At 59.9% G+C, this 16,482-nt stretch carries 15 protein-coding genes; 12 read left to right on the top strand and 3 right to left on the bottom strand.

What is annotated here, in order from left to right; genetic code table 11:
• Positions 1-14: 14 nt before the first annotated feature.
• The 12 genes from mtnA to KR52_RS01575 all read left to right on the top strand — a co-directional run bounded on the left by mtnA (position 15) and on the right by KR52_RS01575 (position 12,825).
• A complete protein-coding gene (gene mtnA, locus KR52_RS01630; protein WP_038551656.1) occupies positions 15-1,115 on the top strand; it encodes an S-methyl-5-thioribose-1-phosphate isomerase in 1,101 nt (366 codons plus the stop codon).
• Positions 1,108-1,779, top strand: a complete 672-nt coding sequence (locus KR52_RS01625; protein ID WP_038556693.1) for a class II aldolase/adducin family protein — start codon at positions 1,108-1,110, stop codon at positions 1,777-1,779. The genes mtnA and KR52_RS01625 overlap by 8 nt, the downstream gene beginning before the upstream one ends.
• Positions 1,780-1,916: 137 nt before the next feature.
• A complete protein-coding gene (locus KR52_RS01620) occupies positions 1,917-2,360 on the top strand; it encodes a hypothetical protein (RefSeq protein WP_038556691.1) in 444 nt (147 codons plus the stop codon).
• A 72-nt stretch (positions 2,361-2,432) separates the two neighbouring features.
• On the top strand, positions 2,433-3,146 hold the full coding sequence (locus KR52_RS01615; protein ID WP_038551654.1) for a heme oxygenase (biliverdin-producing): 714 nt from the start codon (positions 2,433-2,435) through the stop codon (positions 3,144-3,146).
• Entirely contained in the window at positions 3,136-4,188 is a 1,053-nt protein-coding gene (locus KR52_RS01610; RefSeq protein WP_371257691.1) for a glycosyltransferase, read from the top strand. Before KR52_RS01615 ends, KR52_RS01610 begins: the two co-directional genes overlap by 11 nt.
• Before the next feature lie 66 nt (positions 4,189-4,254).
• Positions 4,255-6,093, top strand: coding sequence for an ABC transporter ATP-binding protein (locus KR52_RS01605; RefSeq protein ID WP_038551651.1), 1,839 nt, complete (start codon positions 4,255-4,257; stop codon positions 6,091-6,093).
• Positions 6,093-7,280 carry a glycosyltransferase gene (locus KR52_RS01600; RefSeq protein ID WP_038551649.1) on the top strand — a complete coding sequence of 396 codons (1,188 nt, stop codon included), beginning with the start codon at positions 6,093-6,095 and terminating at the stop codon, positions 7,278-7,280. Before KR52_RS01605 ends, KR52_RS01600 begins: the two co-directional genes overlap by 1 nt.
• On the top strand, positions 7,277-8,449 hold the full coding sequence (locus KR52_RS01595; RefSeq protein ID WP_156957555.1) for a hypothetical protein: 1,173 nt from the start codon (positions 7,277-7,279) through the stop codon (positions 8,447-8,449). Before KR52_RS01600 ends, KR52_RS01595 begins: the two co-directional genes overlap by 4 nt.
• Complete coding sequence (locus KR52_RS01590; protein WP_038551644.1) at positions 8,446-9,585, top strand: glycosyltransferase; 1,140 nt, start codon at positions 8,446-8,448, stop codon at positions 9,583-9,585. Before KR52_RS01595 ends, KR52_RS01590 begins: the two co-directional genes overlap by 4 nt.
• Positions 9,585-10,847 (top strand): glycosyltransferase, encoded by a 1,263-nt coding sequence (locus KR52_RS01585; RefSeq protein ID WP_038551642.1) that lies wholly within the window; start codon positions 9,585-9,587, stop codon positions 10,845-10,847. Before KR52_RS01590 ends, KR52_RS01585 begins: the two co-directional genes overlap by 1 nt.
• Positions 10,844-11,968: a glycosyltransferase gene (locus KR52_RS01580; protein ID WP_038551639.1), complete on the top strand. Its 1,125-nt coding sequence runs from the start codon at positions 10,844-10,846 to the stop codon at positions 11,966-11,968. Before KR52_RS01585 ends, KR52_RS01580 begins: the two co-directional genes overlap by 4 nt.
• Entirely contained in the window at positions 11,965-12,825 is an 861-nt protein-coding gene (locus KR52_RS01575) for a sulfotransferase (RefSeq protein ID WP_038551637.1), read from the top strand. Before KR52_RS01580 ends, KR52_RS01575 begins: the two co-directional genes overlap by 4 nt.
• Before the next feature lie 5 nt (positions 12,826-12,830).
• On the opposite strand, the gene KR52_RS01570 is transcribed toward KR52_RS01575, so the two are convergent.
• The 3 genes from KR52_RS01570 to KR52_RS01560 are packed head-to-tail and all read right to left on the bottom strand — an operon-like array spanning position 12,831 to position 16,407.
• Positions 12,831-13,661, bottom strand: a complete 831-nt coding sequence (locus tag KR52_RS01570) for a sulfotransferase family protein (RefSeq protein ID WP_038551635.1) — start codon at positions 13,659-13,661, stop codon at positions 12,831-12,833.
• Between the two features lie 24 nt (positions 13,662-13,685).
• Positions 13,686-14,543, bottom strand: a complete 858-nt coding sequence (gene kdsA / locus KR52_RS01565; protein WP_038551633.1) for a 3-deoxy-8-phosphooctulonate synthase — start codon at positions 14,541-14,543, stop codon at positions 13,686-13,688.
• Positions 14,544-14,598: 55 nt separating this feature from the next.
• Entirely contained in the window at positions 14,599-16,407 is a 1,809-nt protein-coding gene (locus KR52_RS01560; protein ID WP_038551630.1) for a hypothetical protein, read from the bottom strand.
• Positions 16,408-16,482 lie beyond the last annotated feature (75 nt).

The following is a 16,482-nucleotide window of genomic DNA, read 5'->3' as shown; positions in this document are numbered from 1 at the left end:
CTGATCTGCAGCCGATGAACATCGATGGCAAGGCCTGGCGCACCATCTGGCTGGAGAGTGATGGATGTTCCGTTGGGGTGATTGATCAGACCCTGCTGCCCCATCGCTTCACGACCTCCACGCTTCGCACCTGTAACGATGCTGCCCATGCCATCCGCACGATGGTGGTGCGTGGTGCTCCGTTGATTGGGGTGACAGGGGCCTATGGCTTGATGCTGGCCTTGCAGGCGGATCCCTCCGATGCCGCTCTTCAGACTGCTTTTGATCAGCTCAACGCCACCCGTCCCACCGCGGTCAATCTGCGCTGGGCTCTGGAGCGGGTGCGGGATCTGGTGATGGCGTTGCCTGAGGAGCAACGGGCTGAGGCGGCAAAAGCAGAGGCGGCGCGGATCGCTGATGAAGATGTGGGCATGTGCGCAGCGATCGGCGATCACGGCCTGGCGATCTTTCAGCGGCTCGCGGAGGCTCGCCCACAGGCGCGCCAGGTCGAACCGTTTCATGTGTTGACCCACTGCAATGCCGGTTGGTTGGCCACGGTGGACTGGGGAACGGCCTTGGCGCCGATCTACAAGGCCCATCGCGCCGGCCTGAACATTCATGTGTGGGTCGACGAAACGCGCCCGCGCAATCAGGGGGCTTCACTCACCGCCTATGAGTTGAGTCGGGAGGGGGTGCCACACACGGTGGTGGTCGACAATGCAGGGGGACACCTCATGCAGCACGGTCAGGTGGATGCCGTGATCGTGGGCACTGATCGCACCACCCGCCGTGGTGATGTCTGCAACAAGATCGGCACGTATCTCAAAGCCTTGGCGGCTCGCGACAACCAGGTGCCTTTTTATGTGGCGTTGCCGGCTTCCACGATCGACTGGGCCATTGATGACGGGGTGAATGGCATCCCGATCGAGGCCCGCTCTGAGGCTGAAGTGACGCATATTCAGGGCCTGGATCCAGCGGGAGTGATGACAAGCGTGCAGCTCACCCCCAACGGCAGCCCTGGCTTTAACCCCGCTTTTGATGTCACCCCTGCTCGCCTGGTGACGGGCTTGATCACGGAACGGGGTGTGGCGGAGGCCAGTGAAGCGGGTCTTCGGGGGCTTTATGCCGATGACTGACCAGGCCCTCCGGGAGCATCTGGTGGCCGTGGCCCGGCGCATGAATGCCTCGGGTCTCAACCAGGGCACCTCCGGCAATCTCTCGGTGCGTTGTCCTGGGGGTTTGTTGATCACTCCCAGCTCGCTTCCTTACGAACACATGGGGCCGAGTGACCTCGTGGCGATCAATTGGCAGGGCCAGCCGTTGCAGGACGCTGGCCGGCGTCCGTCCTCGGAATGGCGCCTTCATGCCGATGTGCTCGCTGCCCGCCCTGAGCTCGGGGCGGTGCTCCATTGCCATCCGATCCATGGCACGGCTCTTGCCTGCCATGACAAAGGCATCCCTCCCTTCCATTACATGACTGCAGTGGCAGGGGGTGATGACATCCGCTGTGCTCCCTATGCCACCTTCGGAACCGAGGAGCTGTCCCGCTTGGCGGTGGAGGCGATGGCGGACCGTCAGGCCTGCTTGCTGGCGCGTCACGGTCTGGTGAGCGCGGGGGCAAGCCTGGATCAGGCGCTGCGCATTGCCGTGGAGGTGGAGACCTTGGCGCGGATGTATCTCCAGGCCCTTCAGCTCGGCGAGCCGCCGTTGCTGACCCCAGCCCAGATGCAGGCGGTGCATGCTCAGTTTCAAGGCCTTGACTACGGCCAGCCTGACGAGCACCCCCCGTCAGGCCTCTAGGGCGGCCATGGCTGTTCGCTGCTTCGCGACAGCCATGGCCGCCCTCGTCGGTTGCGTCATGGTTTCGTGAACCTCGCGCAACCGTGACGGCAACCTCTCGCATCTCCACCCACACTGTGCGGAATGGGGAGGTTGACGTGAACGCGGGCGAATCGGTACACAGCGTGGCCCGGATGCGAGCTCTGGCATCCACAATCACTCTGGTGCGTCGCCAATTTCCCGCTGCACAGGCCAACCTCAGCCCCTGGCGGGATGATCCGCAGACCCGACAGTGGACGGAAACAGAATCACTCGATCTCTCCTTTCACTTTCCTGGCTGGAGTCCACGCCTGGAATGCCGCAGTTTGCTAATGCAATTGCGCATCAGCGCGGACCGGGGTGACGACCAGCTGCGCTTGCTGGGGGTGTTGATGCGGGGCATGACCTACGACGGTGAACGCTGGCGCCTGGCCACCGTTGGTGAATGGTTGCCTGAAGGTCCCCATCTGCCTCAGCAGCAGCAGGTGATGCAGCTTCAGCAGATCTGTCGCGAGCTGTTTGAACTCTTTGACGGAAGCGCTGCGTCTGAACCGGCGGCGTAACCCTTCGCAACGCATAAGGCCGTCTGGCCTTGAACTCCTTTTAAGTTCGATATCTGGCCATTTCTCGCAATCATGTCTGTCGCCCTTGCTGCCCAGCTCCGGGAAGGCACGAAAAAGTCGCACACCATGGCCGAGAACACCGGCTTCGTGAGCTGCTTTCTGAAGGGAGTTGTTGATAAGGCCAGCTATCGCAAGCTGGTGGCTGATCTGTATTTCGTTTACTCCGCGATGGAAGAGGAGATCGGCAAGTTGTCCGATCACCCGGTTGTTGGCCCTGTCGCCATGGCCCAGCTCAACCGTCGTGAGGCCCTCGAGCAAGACCTCACCTATTACTTCGGCGAGGGCTGGAAAGACCAGATCCAGCCTTCGCCCTCAGCAGCCGCCTATGTGGAGCGCATTCATGCTGTGGCGCAGGAGTCTCCCGAGTTATTGGTGGGTCACCACTACACCCGTTATCTCGGTGATCTCTCCGGTGGTCAGATCCTCAAGAACATTGCTCAGAAGGCGATGAACATGGAGGGCGACGCCGGTCTGCGCTTCTACGTCTTCGACGACATCGCCGATGAGAAGGCGTTCAAGACGACCTATCGCTCCGCCATGGACACCCTGCCGATCGATCAGGCCATGGCCGATCGCATCGTGGAGGAGGCCAACCACGCCTTCCACCTGAACATGAACATGTTTAAGGAGCTGGAGGGCAATCTGGTCGCTGCCATCGGCAAGGTGCTGTTTGGTTTCCTCACCCGCCGCCAGCGGGCCGGCAGCACGGAGGCTGTTGCTGCCTGATTCTGTGTCTCCTGCGCTTGTCCGCTTCCTGGTCCCCGGCACCAGTGGCCGGTTCCGGTGTGGCGGACTGAGCGTTGAACAGCAGACCGCCCGACTGGTGGCGAATCTGTGCCCAACGGAACTGGTCACCTATTGCGAGCGTTCAGGCGATCACCCGTACTTGGACGACTGCCTCCGCCAAGACCCTCCGGATGCCCAGGTGCTCTGGGTGGTGAGCTGGGGTTTTGATGTTCCCGGTTTGATCCGTCGGCTCCGAGGCCACCGGGTGGCCTACCACGCCCACAGCAGTCAATACGGCTTCGGCTTGCCGCCGGGGGTTCCCGTCTTGGCGGTCAGCCGCAACACTCTGGGCTATTGGGGGAACAAGGCTCCCCGTAATCCCCTGCTCCTGGTTCCAAATGCTCTGGATCAGGCTTGGATCGACCGTGGCGACCGTTCGTCCGGCCGGCGCCGACCGATTGATGTGTTGGTGCAGGCCCGCAAAAGCAGCCCCTATGTGCTCAAGCAGCTGGTGCCGGCGTTGCGGCAGGCGGGTCTTGAGGTGGAGGTGCAGGCCGGCTGGGTGGATGACCTGGTTGATCTGTTCAATCGCTCCACGGTCTACCTCTACGACTCTGCGGAGTACTGGCGTGGCCGCGGCGTGACCGAGGGCTTCGGCTTGCCACCGCTGGAAGCGTTGGCCTGCGGCTGTGTTGTGTTCAGCAGCCTCAATCATGCTTTGGCCGACTACGGCGACCCTGGTACCACCTTGCATCAGATCGGTTGTGGCCGGTTGCGTTTCGATGTTGAACGGATCAAGGCTGCCGTTGCTGCACCCCAGGGCTGGCGGCCCTCGGCAGATCGTTTGGACACCCTGCTGCAGGAGTGTTCAGAAGCTGCGCTGCTGTACCGCTGGCGGGACGCCTTCGCTCATCTGGATGCCCTGGAGGCTGCATCGGGACCACCCCTGAGCAGTCCCTCCACAGGGCGGTTGCGACTGCAGCAGCTGCTTGCTCGGCTGCAGCGAGTGGTCAATCGGTTGCCCGTCTGGCCTTCCAGATAGTTCACTCTGATCCTTGACGCGTACGGTCACCCAAGAGGTTGATGCGTCGGTTCTGGCTTGGGAAAAATGAGCCGTCAGTTTCCGAGACTCTCGCTGCAGAGTCAGACGTGGAAAGATATTTCGGCGTTGCTGGGCAAGTTGCCGGCTCGGCGGAAGCGGTTGGTCGGTTTCGTTCTTCTGGCGTCGTTTTTCCAAGGTATTCTTGATCTTCTTCTGATTGCCTTCTTGGCCCGATTTGTGGGCCTTTTTTCGGGGGCAAAACTGGCAGATCGATTGCCAGGAATTTTGGTTTTTGGTGGAGGAATTTTAGATCAAACGGGTTGGCTTTTGGCCCTGTTGATTGCTTCCTTCTGGCTCACATCCCTCGTGCGCTTTCTTGTGTCTTTGATGCAAAGCCTCTTGAGTGCGGAAATATGGAACGACCTTGTAAATCAAGTCTACCAAAATGTACTGCAACAGCGTTATGAATTTTTTATTGAAAACCGCACCGCCAATCTTTCCGAAAAATTCAATCGAATACTTAATAGTGTTTCTACCAAGGTTGTCATTCCTTTGATTGCGATTGCCGGCAATGCTTTGTCGGTGACGTCGTTATTGATTGGTGTTGTTTTTGTCCTTGGCTACCAAGCCTTGGCCATCTTCCTGCTGATGTTGATGGCCTATGCAGTGGCCTCGGTGCTGATCACTCCCTATCTGAGGCTGGCGACCAAGCAGCGCGTCCGTTATGGACGTCGGATCAACCTCTTGCTGATGGAGTCGTTGCGATCGATTCGTGATGTTCATCTTTATTCCGCGGACAAATACTTTGTGACTCGCTTTTCTTCGGATGGAGTGATTGCAAAGCGATACGATCGATTAACGCGTTTGCTGCCCGACGTTCCGCGATTTCTGATTGAGCCAGCGGGTGTTTCGATTTTGTTCTTGGTCGGTTTGGCTCCTGCAGTGTTGAGTGGAGATTCCGGCGATGTGCGCAATGCGATTCCAGATTTGTTCGCAATTATGTTCACGCTGTTGAAGATTTCTGGGCCACTTCAGAACACATTCCGCAGCCTGAATCGTTTGCGTGGCGGTCTTCCGGAAATTAAAGATGCACTTGATTTGTTGGATCTGAAGCCTGAGCGACTGCTTCTCTCTTCTCCTGGTGTGCCAACCCCGGAAGGGTTGATGCCACGACGACTGATTCAATTGAAGGATGTCAGTTTTTCATATCGGCGCAGCGATCGATTGGTGGTTGATGCTGTCAATATCTCCATTCCGATTGGATCCCGTTTTGCCTTGGTTGGGCGCACGGGAAGTGGAAAAACAACGATCGGCCATCTTTTGCTGGGCTTGCTCCAGCCAACGTCGGGTCAGCTCATGTTGGATGGTATTCCCGTGAGTCCCCAAGACTTGCCGGCATGGCAGGCCAATTGCGCCTTGGTCCCTCAGGACATACGTCTTTTCGATGGAAGTATTCGAGACAATGTTGCGTTTGGATTGGACAATGATTCGATCGACGATGAGGACATTTGGGCGGCGCTGAAGACGGCTCAGTTTGACGATGTTGTTGCTCAAATGCACTACGGCCTTTACACCATGATTGGAGAAAACGGTGTGAAGTTGTCGGGGGGACAGCGCCAGCGTCTTGCGCTGGCGCGAGCTTTTTATCGCGGTGCCAAAGTTCTCGTGCTGGATGAAGCAACAAGCGCTCTCGATAACAGAACCGAGCATGATCTTCTTCAAGCTCTGGATCTGGTTGGGCGCCGTTGCACAACCATCGTGATCGCCCATCGGCTATCAACAGTCAAAAAATGTGATCGAATTGTTGAGATTGAAAATGGAAAGATCCATGCTCAGGGCGATTTTGTATCCCTTTGCGAGAATTCGGAAACATTCCGAGATATGTATCGCATTGAAAACACTTAATGGCGGATATCGTTCTGCTGTCCACGGCTGACTGGGATCATCCCCTTTGGACGAACAAGCAGCACGTTGCCTGTGCTCTGGCCGCTGAAGGCGAGCGTGTTCTGTACGTTGAATCCCTTGGCCTTCGCTCAGTTCAGGTCAAAACTCAGGATTTCAGAAGGATTCTTCGGCGGTTGTTTCTTGGTCTGCGTTTTGTGCGGGCTGTGCGGCCTGGGGTCTGGGTCTTATCTCCGTTGGTCCTTCCCGGTGGTTCCCATGGGGTTTCGCTTCGCCTCAACCGCTTGGTGGTGCGCTGCAGTGTCTCCATCGCTTGTTGGTTGCTGCGTTTTCGTGCTCCCTGGCTCTGGACGTACAACCCGTTGACGTTGCTTTATCTGCCGTTGAAAGGGTTTGAGCTGTCGATCTACCACGCAGTGGATGCAGTTCAGGAGCAGCCCTGCATGCCGAGGAGCTTGATCGAGTCCGAGGAAGCCCGCCTGTGTCGTTCCGTCGACCAGGTCTTCACCACGTCGCCCTATTTGGCTGAGCGATTGGCCGTGCATGCAGAGCGAATTTGTTACGAGCCCAACGTGGCGGATCGGGATCATTTCTCCGCCTCAAGGGTGCTTCGTCAGACCCCAGGGTTTGTCGATCCGCCGGAGCTGGAGGGGATTCCTGAGCCCAGAATCGGTTTTGTTGGTGCGATCAGCAGCTACAAACTGGATTTTGCTCTGATTCGCGCTGTTGCCCTCCGCCATCCTGAGTGGCATTTCGTCTTCATAGGTCCACAGTCTGAGGGTGAGCCCAGCACCGATCTCTCCCAGTTGTGCGGCCTCAGCAACGTGCATTGGCTCGGCCCCAAGCCCTACAGCCAACTCCCGCGGTTTTTGGCTGCCTTTCAGTGCGGCTGGCTGCCATTGCAGTGCAACGCCTACACCCGGGCGATGTTTCCGATGAAATTTTTCGAGTATCTGTTCGCTGGTTTGCCGGTGGTGTCCACACGGATTCATGCCCTTCGTTCCTTCGAAGCGATTTGCTGCCTCTGTCCACCGGATCCGTTGGCGTTCAGCAAGCAGCTCCAACGGGTGCTGGGAGGCCAGGGGCCGAGCCTTGAGACGCGATTGAGCGGGATCGAGGGCTACACCTATGCCGGTCGAACGCGGCGCATGCTCAACTTGCTGCGTTCTCAAGGGGAATGCGTTGGATGAAGGAGCAGCTCTCGCTCCATCTGGCTGCTGTCAAGAGATGGCTGAAACGCGTTGCTCCGCCGATTTTTGCGTTGCTCAAGGCGTTGAACCAGTGGCGTGAACGGCTTTGGGCCAGTCCTTTGGCCTACGTCTGGCGCAACAGCCACCTGGGTCATGCCTTCGGCCTTGCTCTGTTTCGACTCACCCAGGGGAGGCTCTCCTCCGCTTCAACGAGCTATCTCATCTTTGATGCCAGCCTTCGCCTTCATCGGTATCAGCAGGCCTCCTGGATGGCTGATGCGGCGCGGCGCCGCTGGCCGGATGCCATCGATGTTGTTGCCATGCAGTGCACCTTGGCGCTGAGGGCTGGTGCCTTACCCGAGGCCTTGGCTCTGCTGGAGCACTGCCTGTTCGCTGCGGATTATCGGGCTGTGGATCGGGTTCTGTTTCGCACTGGATCCCGCCCCCGTGATCTCCAGCAAAGCGACGAGGTGTTTCGTTGGCTCTCCCATCGTGCTGACCTAGACCTCACCCGGCGCTCCTATGCGCTGGTCGCCGACGCCTATCTGATTCTTCGCTTGAAGCGTGTGGCGCGTGCTCCGGAGTTGGTTTCGGCTTTGGAGGCCATGGCAGAGAGGCTGCGCAGCGATCGAGCAACAACCTGTTGTCCGCAGTCCAATCGCCAGAACCTGGGGAAGCTGTATGTGTCGATCAGCAGTGCCCTCTATCACCTCGCTCTGCTTGAGGGGGACATGCCATTGCTGGCGCGCTGTTGGCAACGCTTTGCTGACTTCAGTCGAGCGATCGACAGGGATCGGATGAATGCTGACGCGTTGTTCCGGATGTCCAGCAACCTCGGGCGCGGCCTTGCCCTTGGCTTTCTGCTGGATCCACGTCAACACGGAACGGTTCGCAGCGATGCGTTGACTTTGTTGAACGCCTGGACGACTGCCAACGCTGCAGGGCTTGCTCCGAGACGACGGATTAGGGGAAGGACGCCTCAGGAAAACCATCTCCTGTTCCTCAAGCAATTGCAGAACAGGAGTGAGGAGCTTCACCGGGCTGGTGATGCCGTGACCCCGCAGGCTTGCCGTCACTGGGCCCGTTTGCTGAATCACTCCTCGGAAGGCAGCCTGACTGACACGATCGCGGCGTTGGTGCAGAGGCAATTGAACGAGCCTGAGCCATGAAGCCAGCAGCTCAGCGGTGCAGATCGGCCTTGCTTTTCATCGACTCGCTCAAGCTCGGTGGCGCTGAGCGCGTCACCCTGCAGTGGGCTGAATGGTTGTTGGCAGGTGGTTGGAGCGTCACATTGTTGACCTCAAAGTCCGCCAGCCACGATTTCTATCCCGTTCCCGCTGGTCTCCGCCGCTTGCAGGAGCCTGTCCTGCCCGGTGGGTTGGATCGTGCCTTGTTTTGGCCGTTGAAGCTTTGGCGTTTGCGCAAGCTGCTTCGACGCGAGCAGCCCGATCTCCTGATCGGCATGACGACGCTGCCATCGATCAAGGTGGCACTGGCTTCGATCGGTCTGCCGTTGCGCCTGGTGTTGTCGGAGCGCAACTATCCCCCGGCCCGTCCGCTGGCTTGGCGTTGGCGGCTGCTGCGGCGCCTGGCCTATCCCCGAGCGCATATGCATCTGGTGCAAACGCAGGGCATTGCTCAGTGGCTTCATCAACGCGGCCTGGCCCGCCGCACAGCGGTTTTGCCCAACGCGATTGTTTGGCCGATGCCGCGTCTCGTTCCTCAGCTGAATCCAGCGGCTTCTGTGCCACCGGGCCAGAAGTTGATCCTGGCGGTTGGAACCAAGCTCCATCAGAAAGGCTTTGATCGTTTGGTGGCCGCCTTTGCTGCCCTGCAGGCTGACTACCCCGATTGGTCCCTGGTGATCCTGGGCATCGAGGAAGCACCGTATCGCGGCGTCAATCAGGTGGCCCGACTGCGCCAGCTGATGGGTTCGGATTCCTCGCGTCTGATCCTTCCGGGGAACGTCGGCAATGTTGGGGATTGGTATGAGGCCAGCGACCTGTTTGTTCTCTCATCCCGTTTTGAGGGCTATCCCAATGTGTTGCTGGAGGCGATGGCCTCTGGTTTGCCTTGTCTTGCTGTGGACTGTCCGACAGGCCCCTCGGACCTCATTGATTCAGGCATGAACGGATGGCTCGTCTCCGAGCACGTCGCCTCGACCGATATGGCACAACCCTTGCGCCGTGCCTTGGAGGACGTCACTGCGCGCGCGGCTTTCGCCTCACGAGCACAAGCGGTTCGTCAACGCAATGCACCGGAGAGCTTGCGACCTGTGTTTCTCGATTTAATGAGGTCGCTTTGATGGACGTGCCGGAGCTGGTGGATTCAGGTCGTGATGATCTGTGGATCGTGCTGCCGCATCTGGGGGCGGGGGGTGCTCAGAAAGTGGCCTTGATTGCCGCCCTTCATTTCGCAGCTCAGGGGTTGAAGGTGAAGCTGGTCACGCTCATCCCAGGCCATCCCGTGGCCCATGCCCTTCCCGACGGGATTCCACTGCTTGAACTGGGGGCACCGACCCATCGCTCCTGGTGGGCCCGTGGGGGGCGTTTCACCCTGGCGCAGCTCGACAAGTTGATCCGCTTGTTGTTTCAGCTGCAGTTGCGCTGGTTCGGCGGCTGGTTTCAAGGCCGCGTTGATCCAGGGGCTGGGGGCCTGGCCATGCAGCTGTTTCGAGTCGGAACGGAGGCGACGGCTGGTTTTCGCTTCCGGCAGCTGCGCCGGCAGTTGCGCCGTCAGCGGCCCCATCGGATCCTGGCCCTGCTCACCCGCACCAACATCACCTGCTGTTGCGCCGCCTGGGACTTGCCGATCCACCTCGTGGTCTCGGAGCGCAACGACCCCTCGCTTCAGTTGCTGCCGGAGGTGTGGCAGCGGCTCCGGCCCCTGGCCTATCGGCGGGCGGATGTGGTGACCGCCAACACAGCTGGCGTGCTCTCGGCGTTGGACGGCATGGGGGCCTGGCAGCGGTTGGCCCTGCTGCCCAACCCGATGCCCGGTGTGCCCGCGTCTGGTGTGGGCAGCGGTGCGTCCAACGCCATCGGCTTCATCACCGTGGCCAGGCTGGTGCCGCAGAAGGGGCTCGATGTCTTGCTTGCCGCGTTGCCCAGGTTGAGCGGAGCCGCAGCGGCCTGGCCCGTCACCTCGGTGGGTGATGGGCCGGAGCGCGAGATGTTGCAGCAACAGGCGCAGGATCTCGGGGTATCAGGACGGCTGCGATGGCTGGGGTTCCGCTCTGATCCCGAGCGCTTTCTGGCGGACGCTGCTGTGTTTGTGCTGCCGTCCCGTTTTGAAGGCATGCCCAATGCTCTGCTGGAGGCCATGGCTGCCGGTCTGGCCGTGATCGTGACGGATGCCTCCCCGGGTCCCCTGGAGGTGGTGGAGCCACGGGTGAGCGGTTTGGTTGTACCGAGTGATGATCCCGTTGCTTTGGCTGCAGCGATGCAGGAGCTGGCCTCGGATCCAGAGCGTTGCCGGCGGATGGGTGCAGCGGCCAGGCAGCGAATCGCTGCGTTGGATTGGCCCCAGTTGGAACCGCTCTGGCGGTCGATCCTGGCCTTGTCATGACAGCACGTGTTCTGGTGTTGGCGCCGACCCGTCGGGCCCGAACGGAAACCTTCGTGCGCGCGAATCTGGCCCGCTTGCCGTTTGCGGTGGAGGCTTGTTTCGGGGATGAGATTCCCTGGCGCGAGCCCCTCAAAGCGCTCTATGGCCTGGCGGTGCTCACCAGCAAGGTCTGCACCCGATTGGGTTGGCTGCGGCTGGCCACCCTGCCCGCATCCAGCGTGGCTGTGCTCTTGGTGCGCCGCCATCGGCCGGATGTGGTGATGGTGGAGTTCGGCTTTCATGCCGTTCGGGTGATGGAGCTGGCTCGCACGGGAGTCCCCCTGGTGGTGCACTTCCGGGGCGCCGATGCCTCCGCGGAGCGCTACGTGAACCGCCTGGAGCAGCGCTATCGCCGCTTGTTTCAGCTCACCTCGGCTGTGATCGTCAAGAACCAGACGATGCGGAGCCGTTTGATCGCCCTTGGCGCTCAGCCGGCGCACGTGGTGATCAGTCCATCCGGTGCCGACGAGCAGCGCTTTCAGGGGGCCAATCCCGCCTCCATGCCACCGCGGTTTCTGGCGGTGGGGCGTTTTGTCTCCAAAAAGGGGCCGATGGACACATTGGAAGCTTTTGCCCTTTTGCGAGGCCTGACGGATCAGGCCGATGCCTGCAGCCTGGTGATGGTGGGTGATGGGCCTCTGCTTCCCGTTGTGCAGCAACGGGTGCGTCAGCTTGGCCTCGAGCAGTGTGTTCTGTTTCCTGGTGTTCTCTCGCCCGATGCGGTGGTGCAGGAGATGCGGCGCGCGCGGGTGTTTGTGCAGCATTCCCGCACCGCGGAGGATGGTGATGAGGAGGGATGCCCGGTCTCCGTGATGGAAGCTCAACTTTGTGGTCTGCCCGTTGTGGCCACCCGTCATGGCGGCATTCCTGACGTGGTTCTGGATCAGCAGACCGGACGGCTGGTGGAGGAAGGCGATCGTCGGGCGATGGCGGAGGCCATGGCCTTGCTGGTGCATCGGCCGGACCTCGCGGCTGCCTGGGGCGCTGCGGGTCAGCGTCGGGCCCAGGCTCGGTTCACCGTGGCGCATCATGTGAATCAGATCACAATGCTCCTCAACGGTTTGGTGGATCAGAGCCGATGAGCAGCACGCGATTGAAGTTGCTGCTGATCCGTGGTCTCGGCCACAGCGGTACAACGATGCTGGATCTGGCCCTGGGGTCGCATCCGCTGATCATCGGCCTGGGTGAGGCGGCGCGGATCCTGGCGACGCCGCAACCCGGGGATGAGCATCGCGGGCCCAGCCAACTGCGCGGTGCCCACCGGTTTGAGCGGCGCTGCACCTGTGGTGCCATCGCGGCGGAGTGCCCACTGTGGGGTCCGCAGCTCGAGTGGTTGCGCCTGCATGACCAAACGTCGATGCAGGACAAAGTGCGGCGGTTGCTGATGCATTCACCCCACGCCGGGGAGGCGGTGTGGCATGTGGACTCCTATCAGGACGATCTGGAGATGACGCGGTTGCCCGAGGCGATGTTCGACATTCGGATCATCCATCTGGTGCGCGATGTGCGCTCCTGGGTTCATTCGCGGGCCCAGGCCGGGCGTAAGGCAGGCCAGCGTTGGTCTGCAGCGCGTCAACTGGCGCGCTGGTGGCGTGTCAACGCCAAATTTGAACGGGCTTTTCGCCAGTCTCCCTACCCGGTGTTTCGTCTGGGTTATGAGGAATTCGCGCTTCAGCCCCAGCGCAGTCTGCAGTTGCTCTGCAGTTGGCTGGCCATCGATTTCCAGGAGGCGATGCTGGCTCCCGGCCTGAACAGCAGCAGCCACATCCTGGCTGGAAACCGGGTCCGCTTCGATGCGGACCGCAGTCGAACGATTGCCTACGACGGGGGCTGGTTGGGGGCGCCAGCACCCACGGCTGCCCATCTCGGTTTGCTCCTGCCTGCGGTGGCGCGGATGAACCGCCGCCTGGTGTATTCCAACGACCTGTTCTGCCGTTGACGGCTTCAGCTCTCTCGCCAGGTCATGGCGGTGGCCCATTGCTCTTCAACCTTGAGATCAGGACAGCGGTCCTGCACGGCTTTCACCAACGGGTCGAAGTGCTGGCTTAGGCGTTGCAACAGCTCCGGTGGAACCGAGGCTGTGGCCTGACTGGCATTCACCCGATGACTCCAATCAGGGATCTGCTCCGGGATGCCGAGATACCGGCACAAGGCACGGTGGTTGTCTGCGGTGAACAGGGTTTCGTACAAGCCGATGAAGACCTCCGATGTTGCGAATCCGTCCCGCAGGGCATCGATGGTTGCGGGGTAATCGCTACGGGACGATTCACGCTTGAGCAGTTTGAGGCTGGCCTTGTTCAGATGCTCGGTTTCATGGTCGGGCGTGAGCAAGCCGCGCTTGCGCAGTTGCATGCGTTGCTGCGACAAAAACCGTTCCACCGGGTCGCGCATGATGAACACCGCCCGCGTTCTCACACCGCGTTGCGCGAAGGCCTTCTGGATGTGCTGATAGCTCTCCGCTTTCAACCCGGCGTAGGAGGGGGTGATGTCTCCCGTGAGGCGGATCCGGGCTGGCCGGACCCGTGATGCGAAGTAGTCGAAGTAGCGCTCGGGACGTGCGATGAAGCGCGCCCGACGCCAGGTGCGCCACTTCAGTGGTGTGGGGCGCTTGGGCCGGAAGCTGGCAAAGCGTTCCAGCTCGAGAGCATCGAAAACGTGGTACTCCTTCAGAAAACCGAAATCGGTATCGCTGCGGCGTTGCAGTTGATCGTGCAGCCAGGAGGTTCCTGCTTTCTGGGCGCCAACGCCGAGCAGAAAGGTTGCGTCAGAGGCCAAGAGATGCTGCCGTACGAACGCGCATCAGTTGATGCGCAGGTCTGGCATGCCCTTCACCAGATCGTCGATGGCTTTCACTTGCGTGAGAAACGGTTCCAGCTGATCAAGAGGTAAGGCGCTGGGGCCATCACAACGGGCTTGCGCCGGGTCGGGGTGTGCTTCCAGGAACAAGCCAGCCAGACCCACCGCCATGCCTGAGCGGGCCAGGTCCACTACCTGGGAGCGACGTCCGCCTGAGGCTGCACCACCTGGATCCCTGCACTGCAGGGCGTGGGTGACATCAAAGATCAACGGCAGGTCGTCGCAGGTGCGCTTCATGACGCCGAACCCCAGCATGTCCACCACGAGATTGTCGTAACCGAAGTTGGTGCCGCGCTCGCACAGCAGCAGCTTTTCGTTTCCGCATTCGCGGAATTTGTCCACGATGTTGCGCATCTGTTCCGGACTGAGGAACTGTGGCTTCTTGATGTTGATCACCGCTCCGGTTTCGGCCATGGCGCGGACGAGATCGGTCTGCCGGGCCAGAAAGGCCGGGAGCTGGATGATGTCGGCGACCTTGGCGGCAGCAATGGCTTCCTCTGGACTGTGCACATCGGTGATCACCGGAATGCCGTGGGTGTCTTTCACCGCCTGGAGGATCTGAAGGCCTTCGTTGAGGCCGGGGCCCCGGAAGGAATGAATGGAGGAGCGGTTGGCCTTGTCGTAGGACGCCTTGAACACCAACGGAATGTTCAGCCTTCCGCAGACGTCGTTGTAGTGGCCGGCGCAACGCAGGGCAAAGTCGCGATCCTCAAGAACGTTCACCCCACCCAGCAAGGCGAAGGGGCGGTCATTCGCGAACGTGATCTCGCCCAGTTGGATCTGACGCGCCACGGTTTCCATCACGTTCAATGACCGGCGAGCCTACCCGCCTTCCATCCATTCGGTATTCGGTGGATCAGCGGTGGCGGAAGATCCGTGCGTATTGACGGTTTGGATCCTCCTGGTACAGCACGTCGTAGTTGGAGAGATCAATGCCGAATTGGGTGAGTTTCTTGCCCGTGTCGATGTCGACCAAATAATCGCCCGGTTGTGGTGTGTAGAACTCTCCTTTTCCGATTCCGGCTTTGACGATGTAGCGCCGGGTGTCGATGTCGTAATAGACAAGACGGTCGAAGCTGAGAGCTTTCATCTGGTCGGAATGCTTGAACCATCCTTTTGAGTAGATGAGGTTGACTGTTTCTCCGTTCTCTTTGGCGCGTTCTGTGATGGCTCTGGCTTCGTTCAGGGTTGTCCGCCATGAACGTTGTTTCCAGCTGATCAGTTGTGCCCGTTGTCGGAACGTGGCGGCTTGTCGATCTTCAATGTTCAGCAGCAACAAGGTGGTGCCCAGGGCCACGGCTTGAGCCTGGCGACTGCCCATGCGGTGGTTCAGCTTCGGCGCGATGAGGCTTTCCCAGATCATCAGGATGTCGAGAACGGCGACAAACTGAATCGGCAGGCTCATGTAGTTGCTGCCTTCCAGGCCCACCAAGGCGTACAGGGCAAATCCATAGGCCAGTGCCGCAAGGTTGAGTCCGTCCAGTGCGGTGACATTGGCGTGTTTCCGGCCGATCAGCCACAGGCGTGATGCGATGAAGCCCAGGAAGATGATCAGGCGAATGTCGAGTGCCAGCACGGAGAAGCCCAGATGCTCGTCGTAGCGGGGCACATCAGCGGCAAGGCTGGGAAGTCCACTGAGCATTGCAAATGAGGCCAGGAAAAAGAGCGCCAGGCTGACGATGGCGATGTCCAGCGCATAGGCCTCCATCCACTTGGAGGGCTTGGTTGATCCCCATGCCGGGCGGCTGGGCATGGCTCCAAGGCTGCCTGCAACGATCGTGGTAGCTGCGGGGATCACGGCCAGCAGCACCGCGGTGTCTTTGAAGAAGGGGATGAACAGTGCGAACAGCAGGGCGAGTCGGCCGTTGTGCAGCCGGCCGGAGTCCAGGTAAACGCTGTAGTGATAGGCGTACAACGCCAGCAGAAAGGTGAGAAACCTCTCGCTGTAGATGAACTGAAAATAGTTGTAGGCGGATGCGCTGGTAAAGAGGAACAGCAGTGTTCCCATCAGCATGAGGCCAGCGCTTGTGCCGTTGTTTTTGACCCGTTCAATCAGCTTGCAGCCCAGGATGATGGTGGCGATGAGTTCAAGGGCACTCACCAATGACCAGACCTTGATGTAAGGCGTCAACCAGCTGAGGGCATGAAGATCCTGGTGGGAGAGTGGGAAGAAGCGGAAATCGTTTCGCCCCATCGTTTCGTTGATCAACTTCTCTCTGAGGCTGAAATTGTTGAGGAGTTGATCGCTGAAGATGTCGTCGTACCAGGTGAGAATCTCTTTGTAGAACCAGCTGCTCTCCTGAACCATCAGCACCACATAGATCGTGAGCACGATCGTGACGACTGGATGTTGTTTGATGAAATCTGTGATGGCTAAGGGCCAGGGTTTGTCTGGTTTTGGCTTTGCGTCCTGTGGGTTCGCTTGGGCAATGGAACGCATCAGCAGTCCAGCCAGAACAGCCAGAACAGCGAAAAATCCTCCATGGGCGATGGCGTTGTACTGGCTCAGCAGAGACTCCCTTGTTGGTTCTGGAAGCGTGCTGAATCCACTGCCGCCAAGCTGAAGCCAGAGGGCCAGGCCCGCGCTGATGATCAATGCGATGCCAGACAGCGTTGACAGCCAGACGCTCCAGCGTTGTTCGAAGACCGTTGTCGTTTCACGCATGGCCTAGGGAATCTCTTTGTCGGGTATGGACGTACAACAAAGGTCGACGATGTTGATCAGCGTCCGTGTTTCAGC

It is taken from the genome of Synechococcus sp. KORDI-52, from assembly GCF_000737595.1.
Lineage (GTDB): Bacteria > Cyanobacteriota > Cyanobacteriia > PCC-6307 > Cyanobiaceae > Parasynechococcus.
The sequence above is the reverse complement of the archived record's forward strand: the minus strand, read 5'-3'. Positions and strand labels throughout refer to the sequence as shown.

Coding starts and splice junctions, on each gene's coding strand:
- KR52_RS01605 (WP_038551651.1), top strand. CDS start 4,255: ATGAGCCGTCAGTTTCCGAGACTCTCGCTGCAGAGTCAGACGTGGAAA.
- KR52_RS01560 (WP_038551630.1), bottom strand. CDS start 16,407: ATGCGTGAAACGACAACGGTCTTCGAACAACGCTGGAGCGTCTGGCTG.
- KR52_RS01615 (WP_038551654.1), top strand. CDS start 2,433: ATGTCTGTCGCCCTTGCTGCCCAGCTCCGGGAAGGCACGAAAAAGTCG.
- KR52_RS01575 (WP_038551637.1), top strand. CDS start 11,965: ATGAGCAGCACGCGATTGAAGTTGCTGCTGATCCGTGGTCTCGGCCAC.
- KR52_RS01580 (WP_038551639.1), top strand. CDS start 10,844: ATGACAGCACGTGTTCTGGTGTTGGCGCCGACCCGTCGGGCCCGAACG.
- KR52_RS01625 (WP_038556693.1), top strand. CDS start 1,108: ATGACTGACCAGGCCCTCCGGGAGCATCTGGTGGCCGTGGCCCGGCGC.
- KR52_RS01585 (WP_038551642.1), top strand. CDS start 9,585: ATGGACGTGCCGGAGCTGGTGGATTCAGGTCGTGATGATCTGTGGATC.
- kdsA (WP_038551633.1), bottom strand. CDS start 14,543: ATGGAAACCGTGGCGCGTCAGATCCAACTGGGCGAGATCACGTTCGCG.
- KR52_RS01595 (WP_156957555.1), top strand. CDS start 7,277: ATGAAGGAGCAGCTCTCGCTCCATCTGGCTGCTGTCAAGAGATGGCTG.
- mtnA (WP_038551656.1), top strand. CDS start 15: ATGAACATCGATGGCAAGGCCTGGCGCACCATCTGGCTGGAGAGTGAT.
- KR52_RS01600 (WP_038551649.1), top strand. CDS start 6,093: ATGGCGGATATCGTTCTGCTGTCCACGGCTGACTGGGATCATCCCCTT.
- KR52_RS01590 (WP_038551644.1), top strand. CDS start 8,446: ATGAAGCCAGCAGCTCAGCGGTGCAGATCGGCCTTGCTTTTCATCGAC.